Raw genomic sequence first — 23,781 nt, forward strand, 5'->3', positions numbered from 1 at the left:
TGGATACGCGTTACTCACCCGTGCGCCGGTCGCCATCAACAAAAGCAAGCTTTCGTTATGCTGCCCCTCGACTTGCATGTGTTAAGCCTGTAGCTAGCGTTCATCCTGAGCCAGGATCAAACTCTTCATTGTATAAATTATATCTTCGATATTTTCTACAAGAGAAAATAATCATTATCTGTCTCAGAACGACTATCCAAATTCAAGAAATTGAAACGGTTCGTTTCTTTCTACCCAAGAGCATCTCTGCTCTCGCTTCTTGTACTACTTCTGTCTATGTAAATCTTTCAAAGAACTCTTTCTTTTTGCCTGCTTACAGAGGTCGTTTCCTCGTTAGCGGGTGCAAAGGTAAGAAGAATTTTCGAACCGGCAAAACTTTTCAGAAGAAATTTTCGATTTTTATGCGATTATTTTCAGCCTCTTGATAAATGTCAAGGCAGAAAACAACACTCACCTTATTATATATTATATAGAGCGAGAACAGAATGAAGGATCCACCAAACCAGAAGGACACTACGGGCAAACTCCAACTTTACTACGAGGAAAACGACACTTTACTACGAGGAAAACAAAGTTAATTTCTGATAAAAACGTGGTGGCTGACAGAAAAGTTGCTACCTTTGCACCAAAGTATATATAATAAAAAATAAATACTATAATGAAAAAGATTAAAATCGGAATCGCAGTTTTGGGCTGTATCCTTATGATGAGTTGTGGCAATCTTGGCGCTCTGATGAGTGGCCAAGGGGTATCGAATGCGATATCAAGCGTTATCGGCCTTGATAAAATAAAGGCTCAGAATCTTGTTGGCACATGGAACTATAGCGGTCCGGGATGCGCTTTCATGAGTGAGAATCTCCTTGCCAAAGCAGGCGGTGAGATGGCTGCCGTCCAGATTGAGCAGAAGTTGTTGCCATATTACCAGCAGGTAGGCATATCTTCTAATAACACTGTCATTACGTTTAAAGAAGACGGTTCGTTTTCAGCAAAGGTTGGAGGAACGCCACTGATGGGCCAATACACATTCGACGAGGCGACACAGAAGATCACCCTCAAAACATTATTATTCAACACCAACTGCTATGCCAAGAAAGAGCTCGGCGGCATATCTGTTCTTTTCGAGGCAAACAAGTTACTAACCATCCTGCAAATGGCATCAGCGCTCAGCGGAAGCAAGGATCTACAGACTATCGGCGAACTAAGCAAAAACTACGATGGCGTACGTATCGGATTCGATATGAGAAAGTAATTTTGCAAAAATATGCAGAAATATTTGGTCGGATGCAAAAAATTATGTAATTTTGCATCCGATTTCTGAATAAATATACTGCAATGAAAGTCAAGAACAACCGATTAGAGGCTCTGCGACTCATCATCTCGAGCCAGCAATTAGGAAGCCAGGACGAACTATTGAATGCCCTGCAGAAGGAAGGATTCAAACTTACACAAGCCACGTTAAGCCGCGACCTGAAGCAGCTGAAAGTAGCCAAGGCAGCATCTATGAGTGGCAACTATGTGTATGTATTGCCCAATGAAACAATGTACAAACGAGTGAGCACTCCCAACAGCATCCGTGAGATGATGAAAGTGCCTGGATTTGTCAGCATTAACTTCTCGGGCAACATGGGCATTATCAAGACTCGCCCAGGCTATGCAAGTTCTATTGCATGGAATATAGACAACAGCGACATTCCCGAGATATTAGGAACCATCGCTGGCGACGACACCATCTTTATTGTTATTAAGGAAGGTGTCAAGCAACAGGAAATCGTAGAAGCTTTAAGTGATTTTGTACCCAACATGAAATAATTCGCAACAAAAAATTCAATGGAACAAGAATCTGATATTGAAGTACTTATAGCAGGACCCGAGCACGAGAAATACGTAGACACGATTCTGGACACAATAGCCGAGGCAGCTAAAGTACGCGGTACTGGTATCGCCAAGCGCACACACGAGTACCTCGCTAAGAAAATGATGGAAGCCAAAGCCGTCATCGCTTTAGCAAAAGATGGCACATTTGCAGGCTTTAGCTATATTGAAACATGGGATAATCAACAATACGTCACGACTTCCGGCCTGATCGTCCATCCCGACTTTCGTGGTCATCATGTAGCCAAGCGCATCAAAGACATGACTTTCACGCTGGCGCGCACCCGTTGGCCTCACGCCAAGATATTCTCGCTTACAAGTGGCGCTGCCGTGATGGCCATGAATACAGCTCTAGGCTATCAGCCTGTGACGTTTGCCGATCTTACAGACGACGAGGCATTCTGGAAAGGCTGCGAAGGCTGTGTCAACGTAGACGTATTACACCGCACGGGACGCAAGTACTGCATCTGTACCGCTATGCTCTACGATCCGACAGAGCACCTTCCCGCTAAGATACCCGACGAGGTGATTGAACGCATTAAAAAGATTGATGGTAAGAAATAATAAAAAAACTAGATAGTAATATGGCAAACAAGAAAGTTGTAGTAGCCTTCTCTGGTGGGCTTGACACCAGTTACACTGTCATGAAACTGACCCAGGACGGATGGGATGTCTATGCCGCATGCGCCAATACTGGCGGTTTCAGTGAAGAGCAGTTGAAGATAAACGAGGAAAACGCCTATAAGTTGGGCGCAGTACAATATGCCACCCTCGACGTAACACAGGAATATTACGCTAAGTCACTGAAATACATGATCTTCGGAAATGTATTGCGCAACAACTGCTACCCTATCAGTGTCAGCAGTGAGCGTATCTTCCAGGCCATCGCCATCGCACGCTACGCCAAGGAGATTGGTGCTGATGCTATCGCACATGGTTCTACTGGTGCAGGCAACGACCAAATCCGTTTCGACATGACCTTTCTCGTGATGGCTCCTGGTGTAGAGATCATCACTCTGACTCGTGACAAGAAACTGACCCGCAAGGAAGAAGTTGACTATCTAAACGAACACGGTTTCTTCGCAGATTTCACAAAACTGAAGTATTCTTATAATGTAGGTATCTGGGGCACCAGCATCTGTGGTGGCGAATTGCTCGACCCCACACAGGGACTGCCAGAAGACGCCTACCTGAAACACGTCACGGCCAAAGAACAGGAATCTCTACTGAAAATCCAATTTGAGAAAGGCGAGATTGTTGCTGTTAATGGCGAAAAGTTTGACGATAAAATCAAGGCAATCCAAAAGATTGAAGAAATTGGTGCCTCTTACGCCATCGGCCGCGATGCCAACGTAGGCGACACGATTATCGGCATCAAAGGGCGCGTAGGCTTTGAAGCCGCAGCTCCCAAACTGATTATCGAAGCTCATCGCCTTTTGGAGAAATCAACGCTTTCTAAATGGCAGCAATATTGGAAGGACCAGGTTGCAAACTGGTATGGTATGTTCCTTCACGAGAGTCAGTATCTTGAGCCAGTTATGCCAGACATTGAGGCAATGTTGACATCAAGCCAGCGTAATGTCACAGGTACTGCTATCCTGAAACTCCGTCCTTACGGCTTCGAGACCGTTGGTATCGATTCTGCCAACGACCTGACAAAGTCGAAGCTCGGCGAGTATGGAGAGACCCAGACAGGTTGGACTGCTAACGAGGCCAAGGGATTCATCAAGGTATCGAGCACACCACTCCGCGTTTACTATGGCATCCATAAAGACGAAAAAAGATGATAAAAATAGGAATATTAGGTGCGGCAGGTTACACAGGCGGAGAACTTATCCGCCTGCTGCTTAACCACCCCGAGGCTGAAATCATATTTGCCAACTCTGAGAGCAACGCAGGCAATCTGGTTAGCGATGTACACGAAGGACTTATTGGTGAGACAGATTTGAGATTTACCGACGAAATGCCTTTCGACAAGGTTGATGTGGTTTTCTTCTGCTTCGGACATGGCAAGAGCGAAGCTTTTCTCAAAGAGCACAACATTCCTACCAACGTCAAAATCATTGATTTGGCACAAGACTTCCGCATCAAAGGCGACCACGATTACGTTTATGGCCTGCCCGAAATCAACAAGGCTGAGATACAGAAGGCCCAGCACTTAGCCAACCCAGGATGTTTTGCCACTTGTATCCAGCTGGCACTTCTGCCTGCTGCTCATCTGAACCTGCTAAAAGACGATGTCGCAGTAAATGCCATCACAGGTTCTACTGGTGCTGGCCAGAAGCCAGGAGCCACAACACATTTTTCGTGGCGTAACAACAACTTGAGCATTTATAAGCCTTTCCAACACCAGCATATAGCAGAGATCCGTCAGAGTTTGAAACAGGTACAGGGCTATCTTGATGCAGACATCGACTTCATCCCCTATCGTGGCGACTTTGCTCGTGGCATCTTCTGTACTGCAGTAGTCAAGACTCCTGCTCCTATTGAAGATATTATCGATGTCTATAAGGAGTTTTATTGTGATGCTGCTTTCACACATTATTGTGATAAAGCTATCGACCTTAAACAGGTAGTGAACACCAATAAAGCATTGGTACATATTGAGAAATACGGCAACAAATTGCTAATTACCTCATGTATCGATAATCTGTTGAAGGGCGCTGTTGGTCAGGCCGTTCAGAACATGAATCTCATGTTTGGCATCGCCGAAACCACAGGCTTACACCTCAAAGCTTCTGCTTTCTAATAACCTCTAGTTGGAAATCACTAGGAGAACATCTCCTATACAATTTAAAATTGCGATAGAACGTACTGATAGATGAGAATCCAGATTCTACGGCTACTTCATTCAGATGTTTAGTCGGATACTCATCTATCATACGTACCGCATAATCAATACGCTTACGATTAATCAATTCCGAAAATGATATACCCATCTCTACGTTTATAGCATTATAAATGTAGTTTCGATTCGTATTAAGACGTCTGGCCAAATCATTTATCTTCAGATTTGGTTTTAGGTAGAATTGTTCCTCGTTAAGAAGTCTGACGAGTTTTGAACTCAATTCATTTGTATACTCCGATCCGTAATCCTCTGGAGAATATAGATCCCATTCCATATCGCAGGCAGAGAACTGCTGATTCAGGCCAACATGGCCTATCAACAAGAATAGTAGAGAAAAGACAGCAGCAGGAATAATTACAAGCCAATCAATCTCAGAAAAATGATAACGTCCTACGGCATTACATATGAAAGATACAATTGAGGCACCTGCAAGGAGAATAAGCAGAGGACGTAATGACGAGACGGCCTTATCCTCAATATCAGAGTAGTTATTTTCCACTATATGGTTATACTCTGAGATACGTTTCCATCCATAATAAAGTACAGGAGGTATTTCAAGTGCGAAGACTATCTTTACAACCAAGTGGGCAATACCTTGCCACCATTCAGGCCCTTGAAGCGGCGTGTACTCATCGTGATACAAATATCGTTCGATGAAATGAGTCGTTTCTGACTGACTCATCATCAAATAAAGGCCTCCTACAGCCACAAAGCAAACAAGTGCTGGCAACAAATAGAAGAAATGTCTAAGTCTGTTTGGATGTCTGACTGTAAGTTCTTCAACATAAATATAGAAAAGGGGATAGACAGCAGGATTACAGAAGCAATATATGGTATCAGAAAACGGAATGGCATAAGTCAAGCCTTTGAAAAAGAAGAAATGAGCCGTATAAAGCAACATTGAGACAAGCATAAACACTAGGAGTTTGAACTGAGGTTTATTCCATTTGCTCAGCAGATTCAATATCAAAAGGAAAGCCATGATAGTACAAACCGTGGCAGGTAATGAGAGTATCAATGTCATTTTCATGGATACAAAGATAAACAAAAGTTATTAAATAACAAAAAAACATACTCTCAAAAGTGCCTGAAAATCAAAAGAATTGTGAATTTGCATGATTAAAAAGGAAAAATGACGTGTAATTTCTGCGAATTTGCACGATAAGTTCTTGCAATATGAATTGTCGTTATGAGGATTAATGATTATCTTTGCAACAACAACTAAAAACCATATGTAAAATGAAGAAAATATTAATCTATTTAACCTGTGCATTATGCTTTGGATTCCTCTTGGCTTGTGGTGGAAGTAATGAGAATACAGACCAACTGAAGAAACAAGTCGACTCGCTCATGACTTTAAACGCTCAATATCAGGGGGATCTCTCTAACATGACAGAATACGTGAGTTTTCTAGCAGAAGGTCTCGACACCATTGCCAAGCAAGAAGGCGCGCTCTTCTATACTAATAAAGGTAAAGAGGGAACGATGGTGGATAAAGTTCAATTGAAGAAAAACCTCGAAGCTTTTGCAGACAATCTGAGTGAGCTCCGCAAGAAAGTAAAGAATCTGGAGGGTGAACTCAACGAGAAAGGTGAAAACATGGCAAAACTCCAGAAACTCATAGCTGTTCTGAATCAACAGATTGAGGAGAAGGATGCCATGATCAGGAGCCTACGAGCAGAGATAGAAAACAAAAACGTAAGCATAGCCCAGTTGAGAGGCCAAGTGAGCAACCTCAGTAAGGGTAATACAGAGCTCAGCCAGAAAGTGGAAGCCCAAGAGAAACAGATAGCAGCCCAGAATGCCAAGATGAATACGGGCTATGTCGTAATGGGTTCAAGTAAGATTCTAAAGGAGAATGGCATCATTGTCAAGTCGAAGGTAAACTATGGCAACCTGCCTCTAGAGCTTTTCAGTAAAGTTGATGTACGCACTTTCGGAGGCTTGCAGATTCCAACAGCAAAGCCCAAAATGCTCTCAAACATTCCGTCATCGGCCTACGAATTCGTAAAGACCAGTAAGACCAGTTCTGAGCTCCATGTGCTGAATCCAGAAGCATTCTGGAGCAACGGAAAGTACATCGTAATTCAAACGAAGTAAATAATACACCTATTATTAATTAAAAACTACAGCATTATGAAACATTTCAGATTTTTGACAACGGCCACACTCATCGCATTCGGCTCTTTTACATGTGCACAAAACGTTATCACCCTTGACGAGATGCAGGCAAAAAAGAAGCAACAGCAACCTCAGCAGCAGAAGGTTGTCAAAGAGAAGGTCAGCTACAGCAGTGCCTCTGATGACGAAGCTTTCGGAACCCTTTTTCTTCAGTACAATCCAAGTAATATGCATGTAAGCTATAACGGGTATTCAGGCAGTACAAGCATGACAGGATTCTCTCTTGGTTACCTCTACTCCAAGCCTATCAGCGCGCCTCTCTACTTAGAATTTGGTGCAGCCGCTCAGTATTTCTTCAAGAGCGAGAAGTACGAAGACTACTATCCTGATTATGACGACTATTATTATGGTTATGACGAGCACCATAGCCACGGAGGCAAGAGTCATGACGCGAAGTTCAGCATGCTTTCAGTAAAGATTCCTATTAACGTAATGTATTCTTTCGAAGCCAGCGACGCTATTGCCATCCAACCTTATGCAGGCATCTATGGACGTGTTAACATCCTGGCCCAGACAAAGATTGGTGACCAGAAAGCCAATCATTTCTCAAAGGATGACATGGGTGACGACACTTGGAACCGTTTCCAGCTTGGCCTACACTTAGGCTGCAAGGCTCGCTTCAGCCAGAAGTTCACAGCTGGCATTGGCTACTACATGGATCTGACCAAGATTACAGACCACACCACCATTCGTGGTTTTGACATCACCCTTGGTTTGAATCTTTAACAATCAGGCAAAGAAAGGAGTTAGGTATGAAAAAGACTTATAGATTCTACGGCATGACGCTGATGGCCGTTTTCATGGCCATCGGCACCGCCGCCTGCGACGGCGATGACGAGGAAGAGTCTGGCAACGGCGAGAAGGACGTTCGCATTGAGAAAGTGATTCCCTCCGACATTCGCAAGAAAATGCAGAAATATATGGCAATCTATGACGGAGTCAATCCTCCAAACGTCGAAGGCTGCTTTGTGATGTCACCCGCTGTGAATGTTTATGACTCTACTAATGATTATGACCCCGGCGAAGCAGCGGATGACGCATATATGAGGTTCTATAACCAAAATACATCTAATAATACGGTGTCGTACGAAGATTACAATGATGGAAACACAAACGAAGCTACAGGTGCCTTCATCAGTGGAGAGGACAATAACTTCTCTGTATATTTCGACACAAATGGAAAGTCAGGAAGCGTCAGATTCAAGTTAGCGCTTGTTGTTTCTGGCACAAAGGCTTCTGATGGAATCCGCAACATCTACTATGCTTTCGTGATGACCGAAAAGAACAGCAATGGGGACGATGATTTGATAGAAGTTGGTGACTTCCGTGTCTTCAAAGATAAGGACGGAGTTGCATCACCAGCATCATGGACATTCTCTACTCGTGCTATACTTGACGAAATCACGACCAAAGGCTTGCTCAAGAAAAACAAATAAACAAATGTAACTTTTATACATCTACCTTTTGACAACTGGGAGTTTACTCGGAGTAAAGTCGGACTTTAGTCGGAGTAAACTCCCAGTTTAGTACGGCACCCTCCAAAGGCATGAAAATGTTTGTTTTATGCAGTTTTGCAGGGGCTGCTTACGATTTTACGCAAAAAGATGGTGGAATGTTGCGATTTGTCGGATATTTGCCGTAACTTTGCAACCGATTATATATAATAAGGTATAGAAAGGAACGTATATGAAGTTATTCGACGTTTATCCACTCTTCGACGTGAACATTACGAAGGGTAAGGGCTGTAAAGTGTGGGACGAGAATGGACAGGAATATCTTGACCTTTATGGCGGACATGCTGTTATCTCGATAGGGCACTCTCACCCCCACTATATTGAGAAGGTGACTGAGCAACTCAGTAAAATCGGATTCTACTCGAACTCAGTGATTAATAAGCTTCAGGTGGAGTTGGCAGAGCGACTTGGTAAGATCAGCGGCTATGACGACTACCAGCTGTTCCTCATCAACAGCGGCGCCGAGGCTAATGAGAACGCCCTAAAGCTAGCATCGTTTAAGACAGGCAACACACGTGTGCTCTCTTGCGAGAAGGCTTTTCACGGAAGAACATCTCTCGCAGTAGAGGTAACGAACAACCCTAAGATCATCGCCCCCATCAACGATAACCATCATACACGATTCCTCCCTCTGAACGACCTCGAGCCTTGGGTTCGCGAATTATCGAAGGGTGGCGTTGCCGCCGTTATCCTAGAGTGCATTCAGGGTGTTGGCGGTATTCAGATGGCTACGCCAGAGTTTGCTCAGGGACTGGCCTACGCATGTAAGCGCTATGGTGCTGTGTTGATTTGCGATGAGATACAGTGTGGCTATGGGCGAAGCGGTAAGTTCTTTGCCCATCAGTGGCTAGGCATCAAGCCAGACATCATCACGGTGGCCAAAGGTATTGCAAACGGATTCCCAATGGGCGGTGTACTGATTTCACCAGAGTTCCAGCCCGTTTACGGACAGTTGGGCACCACCTTTGGCGGCAACCACTTAGCTTGTGCTGCAGCTCTGGCTGTGCTCGATGTATTCGAGAACGAGGGATTGGTGGAGAATGCCCGTGTCGTAGGTGACTACCTGATGGATGGCATCAGGAACATCGGCAGTTCACACATCAAGGAGGTACGTGGTCGAGGACTGATGATCGGCATTGAGCTGGACATGCCCCATGCCATGGTTCGCAAGCCTCTCATCAAGCATGAGCACTGCTTTACGGGCTGTGCAGGACAAAACATCCTGCGCCTTCTGCCCCCCCTGTGCCTCACGAAAGCAGAGGCTGATGACTTTATAGAAAGACTGATAAGAGTTAAACCAGAAGAGATTTGAAGATTATGAAGATAGCAGTGATAGGCGCTGGTGCTATGGGTGGCGCCACTGTTGAAGGCCTCATCAAGGGCCAGCAGTTCAAAAACGAAGACATCACCGTGAGCGATCCGTCACTGGCTGTGGTGGAGAAATTCGCCAAGATGGGTGTCAGTGTAACGACAGACAACAAGTTAGCTGCCGACACTGCCGATATTGTGTGCATAGTTGTCAAGCCTTGGCTCGTGGAGCGTGTACTGAAGGACATCAAATCGGAACTGAATCCCAAGAAGCAGATTCTGATTGTGATTGCTGCAGGAGTATCTTCAGAAAGCATCAAGCAGTGGTTAGGCAATAGCTGCCCCCCTCTCTTCCTTGCCATTCCAAACATCGCCATTGCAGAGATGGCATCGATGACCTTCGTGGTACCGGTAGGTGCTTCAGAAGAGGATATCAAGACAGTTGTCAGCATCTTCGACGAGATGGGTAACACGCTGATTACAGACGAGCAGCATCTGGCAGCAGGAACGACACTCGCTTCTTGCGGCATCGCCTATGCCATGCGTTATATCCGTGCAGCAGCTGAGGGCGGCGTAGAGCTCGGTTTCAAGGCCGATGACGCAAAAAAAATTGTGATGCAGACCATGAAAGGGGCCGTAGAGTTGCTTGAAGCCAGTGGGCTTCACCCAGAAGCAGCCATCGACTTGGTAACCACCCCTGGCGGCGTTACCATCAAGGGCCTCAACGAGATGGAGCATGCAGGCTTCACTTCCGCCGTAATCCGCGGACTGAAAGCAGGACTGAAATGAGGCGGGCACTGCTGATACTGACTATGTTCTTCTGTCTGACTGCTTCGGCACAAGACACCCCGAATGCCCGTCAGGCCAAGCGCGTCTTCAATACAGCGTGGAACCATATCTATGGACAGGAAGGGGTGAAGTTCAACTACAAGATAGACATCCTCCACGTCTATAAGGAAGAAGGCTATTCGTGCAACAAAGGCGAAAAAAGTGTCTCTGAACATAAGAACACTATCATCTACGACAATGGAACACTGAAGCACATCGTCCGGACCAACAAGAAGATTGTGGAACTCCACGACCCTAAGGTGAATAAGAAGGACGAGAAGTTGCAGATGTTCAAGTTCGAGCCAGACAGCTACACCTATTCCATTGCAAAAGCCGATGACGGAATGTTGCTTGTCACCCTCGTAGCAAAGCCCAAGGCCAATGTCAAGATGAAACGCATTGAAGCCTTACTCACGCCTGGTAGCTACTACCCCAGACGGTTGCGTATCAAGGTGAGCATATTCTGGGCCACCATTACCTTCGCCAACTTCCAAGCGGGTGGCATCGACGACCAGCTCTTCGTATTCCCAAAGGAGAAATATAAAGATTATAAGATAATTGACGAACGATAAAAATAAATAAAATATGGACGAACAGTTAAAACAAATAGGCGAGCGCCTGCGTGGTTTGCGCGACGTACTCGACATCCCCGTCAGCGAGATGGCAGAAACCATCGGAATCTCGTCGGAGAAGTATGAGAAAATAGAGGCGGGTGAGCTCGATATCACCATCTCGAATCTGATGAAGATTGCTCACAAGTATGGTGTTTCGACAGAAGAGCTTATCTTTGCAGAATCACCTCATATGAAGTCTTACTACGTAACTCGCAAGGGTCAGGGCATGTCTATCGAGCGCACAAAGGCCTATAAATATCAGTCGCTGGTAGGTGGTTTTGTCAACCATAAGGCCGATGTATTCATCGTCACCGTAGAGCCAAAGCCTGGTGTACGTACTATCTATAAGAACACCCATGCCGGACAAGAGTTCAACATGGTGCTCGAAGGCAAGATGGAACTCTACATCGGAGGCAAGACCATCATTCTTGAGGAAGGCGATTCAATCTACTTCGACTCCACCAAGCCCCACGGCATGCTGGCCGTAGGCGACAAACCCGTTAAGTTCCTTGCATTCACAGTTGAATAATAATATATGGTAGAAAGATTTTTAAAGCAGACTAAATTTACGTCTGTAGAGGATTACAATAAGAATCTGGAATTTATCGTTCCAGAGCATTTTAACTTTGCCTACGACGTGATGGACGCGTGGGCAGAGGAGGCACCCGAAAAGTTAGCACTACTTTGGACCAATGATCAGGGTGAAGAAATACGTGCCACTTATGCACAACTGAAAGAACAGAGCGACCAGGCGGCCTCATACCTGCAGACATTAGGTATTGGCAAGGGTGATCCCGTGATGCTCATCCTGAAGCGTCACTATGAGTGGTGGATTGTCATGCTGGCCCTGTGTAAGATTGGTGCCATCGTGATTCCTGCTACCCACATGCTGACTAAGCACGACTACGTCTATCGTAACACACGCGCCTCAGTAAAGGCCATCATCTGTGCCGATGACGACTATATCATCAGTCAGATCAAGTTGGCCATGCCTGAGAGTCCGACGGTGAAACAATATATCACGCTGCGCGACGAGGAAGGTTTCCACAACTGGAAGGCCGAAGTGGTCAACGCGCCCAAGTTCGAGCGCCCCGCCTTCGTTAATAACAACGAAGACACGATGATTATGTACTTCACCTCGGGAACCAGCGGCGAACCTAAGATGGTTGCACATGATTACCTCTATGCTATGGGACACCTGACCACTGGTGTGTTCTGGCATAACCTGCACGAGAATTCACTCCATCTCACCGTAGCCGATACCGGCTGGGGTAAGGCTGTATGGGGTAAGTTCTACGGACAGTGGTTTGCTGGCGCTACTGTGTTTGTATTCGACCACGAGAAGTTTAATGCCGACACCCTGCTGCGCCAGATGGAAAAATATAAAGTAACCAGTTTCTGTGCACCTCCCACCATCTATCGTTTCATGATTCGTGAGGATTTGAGTAAGTACGATCTGAGCAGCCTTCAGTACTGCTGCACCGCAGGCGAGGCCCTGAACCCCGCAGTCTATGATAAGTTCTACGAGAAAACTGGTATCCGCATGATGGAAGGCTTTGGTCAGACAGAGACCACCATGACCCTCGGCACCTTCCCTTGGATGACGCCGAAACCCGGTTCAATGGGTATCCCCAATGCCCAGTACAACATCGACCTGCTGCGTGCCGATGGTACCAGCTGCGAGGATGGTGAAAAGGGCGAGATCGTGGTACGCGTAGGCGACAAGAAACCTATCGGTCTGTTTAAAGGGTATTATCGTGATGAGGAGAAAACCCGCGAGGCTTGGCATGATGGTATCTACCACACTGGTGATATGGCTTGGCGCGACGAAGACGGCTACTACTGGTTCGAAGGCCGTATCGACGATGTAATCAAATCTTCAGGCTATCGCATTGGTCCGTTCGAGGTAGAGAGTGCCCTGATGACCCACCCTGCTGTAGTAGAATGCGCCATCACCGGTGTACCCGATGATATCCGCGGTATGGTAGTGAAGGCTACCGTCGTCCTCGGAAAAGAATGGAAAGACAAAGCTGGCGACGACTTAATCAAGGAACTGCAGCAGCATGTCAAAAAGGAAACTGCTCCTTATAAATATCCACGAATCATCGAGTTTGTCGATGAATTGCCGAAGACTATCAGTGGAAAGATCCGCCGCGTAGAGATTCGCAAGAAGGATGCAGAGAAGTAAATGGTAAAAAGTAAATAGCGAATAGTTGTGGCTGCGCATAACGAACTAGGAAGGTGGGGTGAGGAGGTTGCATCGGAATTCTTGCAACACCAAGGCTACGAGATTCTGGAGCGCGATTGGAAGTCTGGGCATCACGACCTTGACATCATTGCCACAAAGGGCGACACACTTGTCTTCGTAGAGGTAAAGACCCGCCGTAACAGGCTATATGGAGCCCCCGAGGAAGCTATCGATTACAAGAAGCGCCTCGCATTGCAGTCTGCCATCAATCACTATGTGAAGTCACATTGCGCTTATGCCAATGTACGTTTCGATGTCATCAGCATCGTAGGAATGATAGGCAACAATATGCCGGAAATCGATCACATCATGGATGTAACATTAATATGAAAAGAAGATTTGTTATTAAGGTAGGCTCAAACGTGCTAACACGTTCAGACGGGAAGTTGGACGTCACTCGCATGTCCGCACTCGTTGATCAAATTGCCTGGCTCCGACAAAAGGATATCGAGGTCATCCTCGTAACGTCAGGTGCTGTAGCCTGTGGCCGACGCGAACTCACCGTTGATCATTCGCTCGACAGCGTAGAGCAGCGTCAGCTGTTCTCTGCCGTCGGCCAAGTTAAACTTGTTGGTCTTTACTACGACCTGTTCCGTGAGTTCGGTATTCATGTCGGACAGGTTCTAACGATGAAAGAGAACTTCCAACCAGGCGAACAGTACCGCAACCAACAAGCTTGTATGACGGTCATGTTAGAAAACGACGTACTGCCTATCGTCAACGAAAACGATACCGTATCAGTTACCGAGTTGATGTTTACTGATAATGATGAGCTCTCTGGCCTTATCGCCCAAATGATGAAAGCCGACTCACTGATTCTACTATCTAACATCGATGGTATCTATACCGGTCACCCCGATGATTCATCTTCAGAACTGATACAGACTGTAGCTCCATGCACCGACCTCTCAAAATACATCAAGACTGAGAAAAGTGCCTTCGGACGTGGTGGTATGCACTCTAAGTATCACACTGCCAGCAATGTACAGTCAGCTGGCATACATGTCATCATCGCTAATGGCACTCGTGACAACATACTTATCGATCTCATTGAGAATCCGCAATCAACGCCTCATACAGAATTCCTAACATAGAAGAGACATGCAACTGAAAGAGACTTTCGAACGTGTAAAACGTGCTAGCAAGAGTTTGGCTTTGCTTACCGACGAACAGCGCAACGAGATACTCAATGCCGTTGCCAGTGCTATTATAGATAATAAGGTGAGAATCCTGAAGGCAAACACTCAGGATCTGACCAAGATGTCGAAAGACAATCCCCTTTACGACCGTCTGCAACTTACAGAGGAGCGTTTGGATGGTATTGCTTCCGACATGCGTAATGTAGCCATTCTACCCACGCCATTAGGACATATCACTAAACAGAAGACATTACCCAACGGACTTCGTCTTTGCCGTGTCAGTGTACCCTTTGGTGTCATCGGTATGATTTACGAGGCACGTCCCAATGTCACGTTCGATGTCTTCTCGCTTTGTTTTAAGAGTGGTAACGCCTGCATACTGAAAGGTGGTAAGGATGCCGATTGCAGCAATCGCGAAGAGGTTGCCCTGATTCATGAGGTTCTGGAGCAGTATGGCGTGTCGAAGGATGTTGTAGCCCTGTTGCCTGCTACCCATGAGGCAACAGGCGAGATGCTCAATGCTGTGGGTTACGTCGATCTCTGCATCCCCCGCGGAGGCAGGAAACTCATCGACTTCGTTCGTGATACAGCCCGCATTCCTGTGATTGAGACGGGTGCTGGTGTGGTGAACACCTACTTCGACGAGGAAGGCGACTTGGAGAAGGGTAAGGCCATCATCAATAATGCCAAGACCCGCAGAGTATCTGTCTGCAACGCCCTCGATTGTCTCATCATCCACAAGAGTCGTCTTCAGGATCTGCCCGCGCTTTGTGAGAAGATGGCAGAAAAAGACGTCATCATCTATGCCGATGCCCAGGCTTATGCGGCCCTTGATGGTAAGTATCCCGATCTGGAACATGCTACAGATGACAGTTTCGGCACAGAGTTCATGGATTACAAGTTGGCCATCAAGACCGTTGCCTCACTCGAAGAGGCCCTCGAGCATATCGACGATAACGGTTCCGGCCATAGTGAGAGTATCATCACGATGAATGAGCAGACAGCCCGCAAGTTCCAAGCCCATGTCGATGCCGCCTGCGTTTATTGGAATGCCCCTACTTCATTTACCGATGGTGCCCAGTTCGGCCTTGGCGCTGAGATCGGCATCTCTACACAGAAACTAGGTCCCCGTGGTCCTATGGCACTCGAGGAAATCTGCACCTACAAGTGGCTCATCGAAGGCGAAGGACAAACCCGCCCATAGATAAATATTTGATGAAGTTCAAGCCTATATTGATCCTACTCTTCTTTCTATTCTGCATGCCTATACAGATGCTAGCGCAGGAGAAAGTTGCAACTGCCGACATCGGGCAGTTGGAGAAGGAGATGTATCGTCTTTATCCCACGCATAACATTGACGAGTTCATGGACGTGACCGAGCGTTTGAAGGAGGCCACGCTTAAGGCTGGCAATGAGGGACTCTTCTATCGCACATGGGCAAATCAGGCTTCTTTTGCCTTTATCAAGATCAGTCGCCAGAAAGGCATGGAAATAGCCAAGGCGATGAATGAGTATTCCCAACTGCACGACAGTAAACTCGGAATCTACTACTCATCCCTAACCAATGCCAACCAATCCAACTCGCTCAAAATGGAAGAAGAAGCTCTAAGGCTATATCTTAATGCCATCCAGTACAAACAGAAGCATTTGCCCAACATCAATGCAGCACCAGCCTATATTGGAGCGGCTAAAGTATACTATAACAAAAGACAGAAAGAAAAGGTTCTTGAGATGACCGACAAAGCTCTGGCTGAGCCTAACCTCATAGGAGCTAACATCGTGGATGCATGGAGTTATCGTTGCATGTCCGCCATGATGCCCGAAGGAGTCGACCATAAAGAAGAGTTCAATCAGGCCTACGAAGAATGGAAAAAGGTGATAGAGAAATATAAATCCAATTCAACTTCCAGTAATCTCATTGAGATATACCATGCACAAGTAAACGGCGACTACAAGCAAATGCTGGAATTAGCCCAAACGGTAAGAAACCCTCAAGAGAGATACAAGTTGATGGCTCATGCTTATGAATGGTTGGGCGATTGGAATAATGCTCTTGATTGTTTCAAGAAATATAAGCTGATTAGCGACTCTCTTAACTCTGCCGAGACACGCAAGCAAACAGCTGAGCACACTCTTCAGCTCGATGTCATCCGTGCTGAGAACCAGGCAAAAGAGTTATTGCTGCACAACCAATCGCTAAAACTGGCTCACGCCCAGGACGAACTGGAGCAGCGTCGATTGGAGGAAGAGGCACTCAACCTTACATTAAAGAATCGCAACATAGAGTTGAGTCATGCCTCCATTAAACTGAAAAACGATAGTCTGGACCGCCATGCACAACAATTGAAGTTGAGCGAGTTTCAGTCAAAACTTGAGTTGGAACAAAACAAGGAGAAAATAGAGCGTATTACCCTATGGACAGCCATCGGCGTGGGAGTGCTTGTCATCACCTTCCTCAGCCTCTACCTCTATCGTCGTAGCCGCCACATGAAAGATCTGACTGTAGCCTACAACAAGCTGGAGACAGCTTACGAGCAACTGGAACAAACCACCGCTGCCAAGGAACGCATAGAGAGTGAACTACGTATTGCCCGCGAAATTCAGATGTCGATGGTACCACACGAATTCCCTGAGCGTCCAGACTTGGATCTCTACGCCTCAATGACCCCTGCCAAGGAAGTGGGTGGCGACCTTTACGATTATCTGCTTGAAGACGACATCCTATATTTCTGTCTGGGTGATGTATCAGGTAAGGGAGTCCCTGCTTCGTTATTCATGGCTCAGACCATCCGTCTGTTCCGCTTCTTGGCAAAACAGCACCAGATGCCAGCATACATAGCAACATGTTTAAACGAGGAACTGACAGAGAAAAACGACAATGGCATGTTTGTCACCATGTTCATTGGTCAGATGAATCTCATCACAGGACAGTTCCACTTCTGCAATGCCGGCCACAATCCTCCGATCATTGGAGGCGATGAGCAACATGGTTCGTTCCTTCAGATGGAGTCCAATGCGCCTATAGGTCTATGGCCAGGGCTCGAATATATCGGCGAGGAAATAGAATCCATCAAGGGACGCCCTCTCTTCATTTATTCCGACGGACTGAGTGAGGCTGAGAACATGAGACAGGAACAGTTTGGCGATGACCACGTGCTTGATATATTACGACATACAAAGTTCAGAAATGCCCATCATGTAGTAGAGCTTATGGAAACAGAAGTGAAGCATCATCGTGATGGTGCAGAACCTAATGACGACATGACCATTATGTGCATCAAAGCATTACAAAGTAATTCATAAAAATATTAAGATATGAAAAGTTTTATCAACGTTGAAGACCTCGGCCCATTAGATAAGGCGATGGCCGAAGCATTTGAGATTAAGAACGATCGTTATAGGTATCAGTATCTGGGCAAGAACAAGACCCTGATGATGATTTTCTTCAATAACTCACTCCGCACCCGCCTCTCTACACAGAAGGCAGCCATGAACCTCGGTATGAACGTCATCGTACTTGATGTAAATGCAGGTGCCTGGAAACTCGAAACTGAGCGTGGTGTCATCATGGACGGCGACAAGAGTGAGCACCTGTTAGAAGCCATTCCCGTAATGGGCTGCTATTGCGATCTCATAGGCGTACGCTCCTTCGCTGGACTTAGTGATCGCGAATACGACTATGCAGAGACTGTACTTCATCAGTTTATCAAATACTCGGGCCGTCCCGTCTTTGCCATGGAGACTGCCACCGTGCATCCCCTTCAGGCCTTTGCCGACCTCATCACCATCGAGGAGCATAAGACCGTTGAGCGCCCGAAAGTCGTTCTCACTTGGGCTCCCCATTGCCGTGCCTTGCCCCAGGCCGTACCAAATAGTTTTGCCGAGTGGATGAATGCCGCTCCCGATGTGGATCTCGTCATCACTCACCCCAAAGGCTACGAACTCGATCCGAAGTTCGTAGGTAATGCAGTGGTGGAATACGACCAGAAGAAAGCCTTTGAGGGTGCCGACTTCATCTATGCAAAGAACTGGAGTAACCCAGGTGTGATTAATCCGGCTGATTACGGAAAGATTACTTCAAAGGACATGTCATGGACGGTAGACGCTGAGCACATGTCGTGGACTAACAATGGAAAATTCATGCACTGTCTCCCCGTCCGTCGTAACCTTATCGTAACCGATGATGTGATTGAGTCGCCTAACAGCCTTGTCATCCCTGAAGCGGCTAACCGAGAAATTAGCTGTTCGGTTGTCATCAAACGAATGCTCGAAGCATTATAATAAATGACAATCCCCGCCACTTGGTGGGGATTGTCATTTATTCGCGTTTCATAAACGCTGCCACACGGTCAGCCATGTTTCTTCGAATGTAAGGATAGTAAAACTTCAATTCCATGTCATGATAATTACCCTTGCAACCAATTATCGGCATGATGTTTTTCTGCTGATAACCTTCCACTATGATATGCCTACTCTTAGGATCACAGTGCACGGATAACGTATCGTTTTTCTTCCTGCCATAGAGCACGAACGGAGTACTCACGGAATCAGTGCGCCAATTAACGGGATTGATACAAGCCTTGGTATTCTTACTAATATAAAGGATACTTTCCGGCGACTTCACCGAATTAAAGCTGATAGTCACACCCGTATCAGTAGCCCCTTGAGCCAGTCGGATATTAGGGAATGAATCCAAATCCTCTTGTCCCACCTTGTAGCCAATCACATAAGCAGCCACCATCCTTTTCATAACACTATCGGGCATATGCTTTACAATCTCCAAAGCAGCGAGAGCTCCTTGGCTGAAACCCGCAATAATAAAGGGACGTCCCTGATTAAAATGCTCCAGATAATATTGCCAACTGCGTTTCACGTCTGAGACAGTTATTGGCAGACGTGCAAAAGCCTTCTCACTATCAGCCCACGAGTCCATAGACACCTGACGGTAATAAGGTGAAAAATAGTTCAACTTATCAGAATAGAAAGAGTCAACAGCTGTCATCTCTTTCTGCATCGGCTTCCGCAGCTCCATATTATAAATGTCCGCTAAATGGCAGGTGTCACCACCCATCATATGGTCACCAGTCTCGGTAGAGATAATATAAAAGAGATCGGCCTCGCCCCCACGGCTCTGTATATACCACATGGAGGGATTATCGTAACTGGGGCGCTGTGGAATAGGGCCGACAACACTATCAAGTCCATTATTCCACGATGAAATAATGAGCATGATGGATAAGGCTATGGGTACCACAATGTGGTTTCTAATCTTTGTCATCCTGTATGGTCGATTGTAAAATCGTGTGCAAAAATATAAAAAAACCTCGAACTCTGCAAATAAATAGCGAAAGATTATGTAATTTTGCAGGCAAAAGAGAAAAAAGACATGCTATCATTTGAATGCGACTACAATAACGGAGCACATCCTCAAGTACTTGAAAATCTAATTAAGTACAACAACGCCAAGCCAACCCCTTACGGCTTCGACGAATTCAGCGAGCGGGCGAAGGATCGTATCCGCGAAGCCTGCGGACTCCCCGACGCACAGATATTCTTCCTCACTGGTGGCACACAGACCAACGCCACAACTATCGACTCTATGCTCTATCAATACGAGGGCGTAATTTGCGTTGGTAGCGGTCATATCAATGTCCATGAGGCAGGAGCTGTGGAGTTTACCGAGCATAAGATTATCACGATTGCCGATACCGATGGTAAGATGGAGGCCAGCACCCTTGACAAGTATCTTGACGACTATATGCACGACGGCAATAAGGATCATGCTGTTCACCCGGGCTTAGTCTACATCACTTTCCCCACAGAGTTCGGCACCCTTTATTCTGCTAAAGAACTCAATGACATCTATCAGGTATGCCAGCGCTATGAGATTCCATTGTATATCGACGGTGCCCGTCTCGGCTACGGACTGAAGGCTGAGGGCACAGATGTGACCCTGCCCTATCTGGCCCGCCATTGCGATGTATTTTACATTGGCGGCACGAAAATTGGCGCACTCTGTGGAGAAGCCGTTGTCTTCACCAACCGCAAAGCCCATAAGCATTTTTTCTCTATCCAGAAGCAGCATGGTGCCGTGATAGCGAAAGGAGCGCTTATCGGTTTGCAGTTCGAGGCCTTGTTTACTGACAATCTCTATCTCAGGCTATCCGAACATGCCATTAAGATGGCTATGAGGATGAAAGACATCTTTATACGAAAAGGCTTCAAGTTCTACGTAGACTCTCCCACCAACCAGCAGTTCGTCATTATCGATAATGAACAGGTTGACAAACTCAGTCAGAAAATGCTCTTTACTCACTTCGGACAGGCCGACAAGCATCATACCATCTGCCGCTTCGTCACTAGTTGGGCAACAACAGAAGAGGAAATTGACGAACTGGAAAAGATTCTGGAAAAGTGAAAGGTAAGGTATTGAGATATTATCCTCTGGTAGTGATGGTCCTCTGGGCTATCGCCTGTTGGTGCTTTTTCCAATTCTGCTATCCTTACCATTTCTTCTTTCAGGAGCAGAACCAGTTATTTCTCTGGTCGTGGGACTATATCTCCTCTTACACCGGATCGGGCTGGCTAGCTACACTAGCGGGCGACTTCCTGACCCAATTCTATTACTACCTCTATATCGGCGCCACCATTCTGACATTCTGTCTGACAGCTACAGGCATGCTGCTTTACAGCGCCTTAAGCCATCTCAAGGTCAACCACATCGTATCGCTGTTATTGGCATTGGTACTGATGACCTTCCTTGCTGTCTGCCATTTCAGCACCAGCTACCGCCTGTCATCTACCATCACCGTCATGGGCTGGACACTGCTGTTATGGCTGGTATCACTTGTCAAAGGTCGGAAGAAGCAGGTTGCCGTTTGTTGCTGTCTTCTGTTGTCTGGCTGGCTGCTCTTCGGGCTGCCCCAAGTAAAGAAGTTGCAAGGCCCCGACTTCATTCTTGAGAAAGACTTTGCCGTTGACTGTGAATACTACTTCGGTAACCACGACAAAGTGATCCAGCTGGTAGAGAGCTCTGAGCAGTGGACAAACCAGATGCTCTTTTTCTACAATCTGTCACAGGCTCAGCGTGACCAACTACCAGACCATCTGCTTAAGTTCACGCCAAACTATCTTGGCACATTCGAGAAAATCGGACCAAAGACCCCTATGCTTACCATTCGTAACATGAATGAGCTCTACTGGGCACTGGGCGACATGACCTTTACAGAGCGAGCTGCCATGATGACCAACGTCTTTTCTCATAACAACCGCAATGTCCGTATGATGCGCCGCTTGGCAGAATGCAATATCGTTAGCGGTGACTCTCTGGCGGCAGAAAAGTATCTGCGCATCCTCGATAAGACACTGGTATACAGAAAGTGGGCAGAGAACATCCGCCAACACGGCCAGCAAATCTATCAAGAGAAAATGCAGAGGGCAAACCGGCGTGACACGATAACCATTTCCGACAATGCTCATTTCCTGATGATGCAACTGCTCGATACTAATCCCGACAACACCATCGCCCTCGACTATATTCTGTGCAGCAACTTGTTGCTGAAGGATATCACCAACTTCAAGCGCGACTACGATCGCTATTGCATAGAGACTGGCAGGCCTCGCCTGAAACCGCTCTATCAGGAAGCCCTTTGCATCTGGCTGGCTGGCACAGACGCCTCACAAGAAGAGTGGGAGAAGTACATACAGCGGAGTGACGTTTTTGAACGGTTCCAGCAATACAACCAACAACGTGGCAGCACTCTGTTCAAGGGCTCTTACTGGTATTACTTTGATAAGATTAAAGCACCAGAGATATGAGACGACTGTTTTACATTTTCACATTTTTACCTTTTTACCTTTCTTGCGCACCTACTCCAGAGAACGTGCAGCAGAACAGCGAGTTGCCTCCTATATATCCCGACTACTGCGACGTGACCGTTCCCGAGAATATTGCTCCGCTGAACTTCCTGCTCCGTGCCAACTGCGAAGCCATCGAGGTGAGAGCTGGAGAACTGACACTGAATACGCGCGGCAATGAGGCTGTGTTCGACATCGACGACTGGAAGAAGCTGATGCAGCAATCGGCCGATAAAGAGATAGAGGTCACCGTGACAGCACTCATCGACGGGACATGGACACAATACAAGTCGTTTAAATGGCAGGTGGTGAGCGATAAAGTGGATCCTTACCTTACCTACCGCCTCATCGAACCCGACTATGAGATTTGGAATCACGTGCAGATTCAGCAACGTTGCGTGGAGAACTTCAACGTAAATGCTCTAGCCCACCATGAGCAACTGGAGAACCGCTGTATGAACTGCCACACCTACGCCAATCAAGACCCAGAACTGTCGATGATGTATGTACGCGGTCCTGGCGGCGGTGCCATCCTGAACCGCAATGGCCAACTGAGCAAGCTCAACATCCCGGGTAGCGTGTACTTCTGTTTCAGTCCTACGGGGCGTTACATCACCTACTCCACCCAAAAGATCATTCCTGCCTTCCACAGTCTGGCCAGTAAACGCCTGGAAGTCTACGATGCAGCATCAAACGTCTACGTGGCCGATATGCTGGAGCACCGCATCATCTCATCGCCCCTGTTGGCCGACAGCCTGAAATTCGAGACCTTCCCCACGTTCTCGCCCGATGGCAAGTACATCTACTATTGCAGTGCCGACACTGTGAGCCTGCCTCAGGATATCAAGAACCTGCAATACAGTCTTGTGCGCATCCCTTTCAACGAGAGCGACGGCACCATTGGTACGAAAATCGACACACTTTTCAACCAGAGGAGTGTCTGCCACCCCCGCATTAGTCCTGACGGACGTTTTGTACTCTTCACAGTAGCCGACTATGGCACCTTCCCGATCTGGCATCCAGAGGCCGACCTACAGATGATAAACCTTCAAACGGGCGCTGTTGACAGCCTCAGCATAGTCAATAGTCAGAAGAGTGATACATACCATTCATGGTCATCGAACAGCCGCTGGTTTGTCTTCGCCTCGAAACGCGACGACGGGCTATACGGCAAGCCTTACTTCTGCTACGTTGACAAAGACGGCAAGACCCATAAGCCCTTCTGTCTGCCACAGCAGCACCCAACGTTCTACGACAACAACCTGAAGTCGTTTAACGCGCCAGAACTGGGCAAGGGCAAGGTTCCATTCGACGTAGATGACGTGGTCAAAGTGATGAAAGAACAAGCTATTTCATTCAAATAACCTTTCAT

Annotated in this window: 23 protein-coding genes and 1 rRNA gene; 21 read left to right on the plus strand and 3 right to left on the minus strand. The window is 46.8% G+C overall.

From position 1 onward, the window contains the following. Positions 1–132: ribosomal RNA gene (locus BMX82_RS03705) — 16S ribosomal RNA — on the minus strand; the annotation flags it as partial. Between the two features lie 526 nt (positions 133–658). On the opposite strand from BMX82_RS03705, the gene BMX82_RS03710 reads away from it, so the two are divergent. The 5 genes from BMX82_RS03710 (at position 659) to argC (ending at position 4,621) form a co-directional block, all read left to right on the plus strand. Continuing rightward, positions 659–1,249 carry a DUF4923 family protein gene (locus BMX82_RS03710; RefSeq protein WP_091766269.1) on the plus strand — a complete coding sequence of 197 codons (591 nt, stop codon included), beginning with the start codon at positions 659–661 and terminating at the stop codon, positions 1,247–1,249. 83 nt (positions 1,250–1,332) lie between these two features. Continuing rightward, positions 1,333–1,809: an arginine repressor gene (gene argR / locus BMX82_RS03715; RefSeq protein WP_036911705.1), complete on the plus strand. Its 477-nt coding sequence runs from the start codon at positions 1,333–1,335 to the stop codon at positions 1,807–1,809. 18 nt (positions 1,810–1,827) lie between these two features. Next, on the plus strand, positions 1,828–2,436 hold the full coding sequence (locus BMX82_RS03720) for a GNAT family N-acetyltransferase (RefSeq protein WP_036911702.1): 609 nt from the start codon (positions 1,828–1,830) through the stop codon (positions 2,434–2,436). A gap of 20 nt (positions 2,437–2,456) precedes the next feature. Further along, positions 2,457–3,659 carry an argininosuccinate synthase gene (locus BMX82_RS03725; RefSeq protein WP_091766272.1) on the plus strand — a complete coding sequence of 401 codons (1,203 nt, stop codon included), beginning with the start codon at positions 2,457–2,459 and terminating at the stop codon, positions 3,657–3,659. Further along, on the plus strand, positions 3,656–4,621 hold the full coding sequence (gene argC, locus BMX82_RS03730; RefSeq protein ID WP_036911698.1) for an N-acetyl-gamma-glutamyl-phosphate reductase: 966 nt from the start codon (positions 3,656–3,658) through the stop codon (positions 4,619–4,621). The genes BMX82_RS03725 and argC overlap by 4 nt, the downstream gene beginning before the upstream one ends. Here argC and BMX82_RS03735 read toward each other — a convergent pair. After that, a complete protein-coding gene (locus tag BMX82_RS03735) occupies positions 4,602–5,744 on the minus strand; it encodes an AraC family transcriptional regulator (protein ID WP_177172009.1) in 1,143 nt (380 codons plus the stop codon). The two genes, argC and BMX82_RS03735, sit on opposite strands and share 20 nt — an antisense overlap. 215 nt (positions 5,745–5,959) lie before the next feature. Between BMX82_RS03735 and BMX82_RS03740 the strand changes: the two genes are divergently transcribed. The 13 genes from BMX82_RS03740 (at position 5,960) to BMX82_RS03800 (ending at position 18,833) form a co-directional block, all read left to right on the plus strand. After that, positions 5,960–6,820, plus strand: a complete 861-nt coding sequence (locus BMX82_RS03740; protein WP_036911694.1) for a Cbp1 family collagen-binding glycoprotein adhesin — start codon at positions 5,960–5,962, stop codon at positions 6,818–6,820. Between the two features lie 36 nt (positions 6,821–6,856). Beyond that, positions 6,857–7,627 (plus strand): outer membrane beta-barrel protein, encoded by a 771-nt coding sequence (locus BMX82_RS03745; RefSeq protein ID WP_091766277.1) that lies wholly within the window; start codon positions 6,857–6,859, stop codon positions 7,625–7,627. Positions 7,628–7,653: 26 nt separating this feature from the next. Beyond that, positions 7,654–8,337: a hypothetical protein gene (locus tag BMX82_RS03750; RefSeq protein ID WP_091766280.1), complete on the plus strand. Its 684-nt coding sequence runs from the start codon at positions 7,654–7,656 to the stop codon at positions 8,335–8,337. A gap of 250 nt (positions 8,338–8,587) precedes the next feature. After that, positions 8,588–9,727 (plus strand): aspartate aminotransferase family protein, encoded by a 1,140-nt coding sequence (locus BMX82_RS03755; RefSeq protein WP_091766283.1) that lies wholly within the window; start codon positions 8,588–8,590, stop codon positions 9,725–9,727. A 5-nt stretch (positions 9,728–9,732) separates the two neighbouring features. Beyond that, a complete protein-coding gene (locus tag BMX82_RS03760) occupies positions 9,733–10,512 on the plus strand; it encodes a pyrroline-5-carboxylate reductase family protein (protein WP_091766286.1) in 780 nt (259 codons plus the stop codon). Next, positions 10,509–11,123 (plus strand): LolA family protein, encoded by a 615-nt coding sequence (locus BMX82_RS03765; protein ID WP_143058306.1) that lies wholly within the window; start codon positions 10,509–10,511, stop codon positions 11,121–11,123. The genes BMX82_RS03760 and BMX82_RS03765 overlap by 4 nt, the downstream gene beginning before the upstream one ends. A gap of 13 nt (positions 11,124–11,136) precedes the next feature. After that, positions 11,137–11,694, plus strand: a complete 558-nt coding sequence (locus BMX82_RS03770) for a helix-turn-helix domain-containing protein (protein WP_036911685.1) — start codon at positions 11,137–11,139, stop codon at positions 11,692–11,694. Positions 11,695–11,700: 6 nt separating this feature from the next. Then, positions 11,701–13,353 carry an AMP-binding protein gene (locus BMX82_RS03775; RefSeq protein ID WP_036911683.1) on the plus strand — a complete coding sequence of 551 codons (1,653 nt, stop codon included), beginning with the start codon at positions 11,701–11,703 and terminating at the stop codon, positions 13,351–13,353. A gap of 27 nt (positions 13,354–13,380) precedes the next feature. After that, positions 13,381–13,743 (plus strand): YraN family protein, encoded by a 363-nt coding sequence (locus BMX82_RS03780; RefSeq protein ID WP_091766292.1) that lies wholly within the window; start codon positions 13,381–13,383, stop codon positions 13,741–13,743. Beyond that, entirely contained in the window at positions 13,740–14,507 is a 768-nt protein-coding gene (proB, locus tag BMX82_RS03785) for a glutamate 5-kinase (RefSeq protein ID WP_036911675.1), read from the plus strand. Before BMX82_RS03780 ends, proB begins: the two co-directional genes overlap by 4 nt. Positions 14,508–14,514: 7 nt before the next feature. Next, entirely contained in the window at positions 14,515–15,756 is a 1,242-nt protein-coding gene (locus BMX82_RS03790; protein ID WP_091766295.1) for a glutamate-5-semialdehyde dehydrogenase, read from the plus strand. 11 nt (positions 15,757–15,767) lie between these two features. After that, positions 15,768–17,855, plus strand: coding sequence for a PP2C family protein-serine/threonine phosphatase (locus BMX82_RS03795; protein ID WP_255396565.1), 2,088 nt, complete (start codon positions 15,768–15,770; stop codon positions 17,853–17,855). 12 nt (positions 17,856–17,867) lie between these two features. After that, positions 17,868–18,833: a Rossmann-fold NAD(P)-binding domain-containing protein gene (locus BMX82_RS03800; protein ID WP_091766298.1), complete on the plus strand. Its 966-nt coding sequence runs from the start codon at positions 17,868–17,870 to the stop codon at positions 18,831–18,833. Between the two features lie 37 nt (positions 18,834–18,870). Here the strand turns inward: BMX82_RS03800 and BMX82_RS03805 are convergent, their stop codons facing one another. Then, a complete protein-coding gene (locus tag BMX82_RS03805) occupies positions 18,871–19,830 on the minus strand; it encodes a DUF3089 domain-containing protein (RefSeq protein ID WP_091766301.1) in 960 nt (319 codons plus the stop codon). A 108-nt stretch (positions 19,831–19,938) separates the two neighbouring features. On the opposite strand from BMX82_RS03805, the gene BMX82_RS03810 reads away from it, so the two are divergent. Genes BMX82_RS03810 through BMX82_RS03820 form a run of 3 tightly spaced genes read left to right on the plus strand, consistent with a single transcriptional unit; the run spans position 19,939 to position 23,773 of the window. Beyond that, positions 19,939–20,970: a threonine aldolase family protein gene (locus BMX82_RS03810; protein ID WP_036911666.1), complete on the plus strand. Its 1,032-nt coding sequence runs from the start codon at positions 19,939–19,941 to the stop codon at positions 20,968–20,970. Next, on the plus strand, positions 20,967–22,370 hold the full coding sequence (locus BMX82_RS03815; RefSeq protein WP_091766304.1) for a DUF6057 family protein: 1,404 nt from the start codon (positions 20,967–20,969) through the stop codon (positions 22,368–22,370). Before BMX82_RS03810 ends, BMX82_RS03815 begins: the two co-directional genes overlap by 4 nt. Continuing rightward, positions 22,367–23,773, plus strand: coding sequence for a TolB family protein (locus BMX82_RS03820; RefSeq protein ID WP_091766307.1), 1,407 nt, complete (start codon positions 22,367–22,369; stop codon positions 23,771–23,773). The genes BMX82_RS03815 and BMX82_RS03820 overlap by 4 nt, the downstream gene beginning before the upstream one ends. The last annotated feature ends 8 nt before the right edge of the window (positions 23,774–23,781 follow it).

Source organism: Prevotella sp. khp7, assembly GCF_900109055.1.
In the GTDB taxonomy this organism is placed as follows: domain Bacteria; phylum Bacteroidota; class Bacteroidia; order Bacteroidales; family Bacteroidaceae; genus Prevotella.